Source organism: Stenotrophomonas terrae (assembly GCF_001431465.1).
GTDB lineage: Bacteria > Pseudomonadota > Gammaproteobacteria > Xanthomonadales > Xanthomonadaceae > Stenotrophomonas > Stenotrophomonas terrae.
Map to the genome: position 1 here is coordinate 1 of NZ_LDJJ01000127.1, position 2,399 is coordinate 2,399.

General features: G+C 60.3%; 3 protein-coding genes. 1 reads left to right on the forward strand and 2 read right to left on the reverse strand.

Annotated elements, in window-relative coordinates:
- A partial coding sequence (locus tag ABB27_RS19030; RefSeq protein WP_244479274.1) for a Wzz/FepE/Etk N-terminal domain-containing protein occupies nt 1-1,124 on the reverse strand: 1,124 nt, incomplete at its 3' end.
- A gap of 39 nt (nt 1,125-1,163) precedes the next feature.
- Nucleotides 1,164-1,601, reverse strand: a complete 438-nt coding sequence (locus ABB27_RS19035) for a low molecular weight protein-tyrosine-phosphatase (RefSeq protein ID WP_057630888.1) — start codon at nt 1,599-1,601, stop codon at nt 1,164-1,166.
- A gap of 401 nt (nt 1,602-2,002) precedes the next feature.
- Between ABB27_RS19035 and ABB27_RS19040 the strand changes: the two genes are divergently transcribed.
- The coding region (locus tag ABB27_RS19040; protein ID WP_484600303.1) for a Rossmann-fold NAD(P)-binding domain-containing protein at nt 2,003-2,399 on the forward strand (397 nt) is incomplete at its 3' end.

Below are 2,399 nucleotides of genomic sequence, written 5' to 3' on the forward strand. Positions count from 1 at the left end.
TCCTTGCGGGCCTGCAGCCCGCCAATCTGCTTGAGCAGCGCTCGGTAGGCCGGGTGCTCGCGGGTGAACGTCCTATCCATCTCCGCCTGCTTCAACTGCAGTTGCTGGATGCTGGTTTCCACCGCCACCTGCTGCTCCAGCAGCCCCTTGGTCTGCAGGGTGATATCCACCGCATTCGAGCGCGACTGGTAAGCTGCCATCGCCGCCTGCGCGCTTTCAACCTGCTTGCGCACCGTGGGCAGCTGGTCCTTTACAAACTGCAGCTGGGATGCAGCTTCAGCGGAGCTTCGCTCCACGTTCTGGCGAACATAGATCTCGGCCACGTTCTGCAACAGCGCTTCCGCACCGGATGCGTCCCGGCCTTCGAAAGCGAGCTTCAGGATGCCGGAATCCTTGCCCTGCTCGGCGACTTTTACTTCCTTCTGGAGCTCAACCAGAACATCCAATCGGCGGCGCTTCTGCAACAGAAAATGCGTCCCCGGATTCGCGCGCAGCTCGGCCACTTCAAGCTTGATACCGCGTGCTTCCGCCGGCACGCCAACAGAACCCTGCAGCACCTCGTCACCGCCGGGCCCCAATAGCGAGAATCCGCCGGCGGCGGGTCCGGCGACCAACGTAAGTGGCTCATTGAGTAGCCCTTCGGGCACATCAAAACGATGCACGCTCAGCACCTCGCCACCCCAACCATAGCGGGATATGCCCAAAGCCGGCATAGCCACCATTTGCGGATCCCGGCGCTCGTGGCGTCGAGCGAAGTATCCGCCCAATAAAGGGAAGCGGCGCGGCTGCGCGTTTATATCCAGCTGCAGGCGATCAACCGCGTTTCCAACAACCATGCGTGAGGTCAACAGCGCCACTTCGGTTGTCGCTGCCGCGCTACCACCGCCAGTCAAGGACGTCAGATCCGACAAGCCGGGAATCGCAGGCACCTTCGACTCGACCTGGATCATTGCCTGGGCCTGATATACGGGTGCTGTCAGCAGCACATAGGCAATACTCAGCACTGCAAATGCGGCGGTAGTTGCAATCACCCACCACCTGCGGTCGTACACGACACCCACCAGTTCGCGCAGATCAATCTCGTCGTCCTGCGGGGTAGCTCGCAATTGTTTTTCCTTTTCCATGACTTCCGTTCTGAATAGATGACTGCGCCGCCGTGGCGCCTAAGAGATGTACTTGCCCCAGCGAGCAACACCTTGTTCGATCAAGCCATAGGCGTGCTCGAAGGCAATGCGCCCCTGCCGATACGGATCAGGCACTTCACTGTTGTCCCAGCGCCCGAGCAAAAAGGTTTTTCCGCTTACCTGCGGCCACTCTCGCGCAATCTGCGCGACGTGCGCCCGCTCCATCACCAGGATCAGGTCGGCGTCACCCAGCAGCGACGCCGTGGCCTGCCTGGCCCGATGTATCAGCGGATCGTGGCCTCGCTCGCGCAATAGCGCTGCCGCCATCGGATCAATGGCGTGCCCAGCCAGCGCATGCAGACCGGCCGACGCTACCTGCACGCCGTCCCGCCCCTGCAACGCATGACGGGCAAGGATCTCGGCGGTGGGGCTGCGGCAGATGTTGCCAACGCAGACAAGCAACAAATTTTTGAACACCTGCAAACCTCGGAGCATCTATGCGGACGCGCCGCGTTGCGCAGTGCCGGAGCGGGCAACTACGCGGCTTCCCTGCCTTTGACCTGCTGACACGCAGCTGTGCTGAAACAAGCGCCCATCGCACAAGCCCAGCGTGATCGGGATGCGCGCAAGTGTACCCTTTGAAACCAACTGATACCATAAGAGAGCAAGTGAAACCATGCACTTTCGTGAGGATTGAAATTCCTCGCGTTATCAGGGCTTTGACAGGAAATTTCACCGTTTTTGCCCGCCGTTGAATTCAAGGAAGAAAGAAGATTCCCATGTGGTCCGCCCCCTCCCAGTCGCATCTTGAACAATGGAGAGCCCCTTCCGGGCGCCTGACGACAACATTTGGGATCATTCTCAGAATCAGCGACCCGTTGATCCTGATCTGCAGCGCATTGGCGGCCTACAAACTGCAATTTGGCGACCTGCAGCTTTCGGTCAATTATTGGCGTCTGATCGCCATCACGATGTTGCTGAGCCTGCTCGTACTCGGCACCTCGGCGCTGTACTCCAGCTGGCGCGGCCGCAGCCTGCTCGCGGAGCTAGCGCAACTGCTGTTCAAATGGCTGCTGATTTTCGGCGCCTTGTTCGCCTACGTCGCCGCGATCCAGGTCACTGATACCCAGGCGATGCTCTGGGTACAGAAGTGGTTCTGGCTCAGCGCCGGTGCCGTGCTGCTGTCACGTCTGCTGGTCCGTTCCGCAGCTGCCTGGGCGCGCCATCTCCCAGCCAACGAGAGTAGGCATGAGCAGGTGTGCCTTCTACACATCG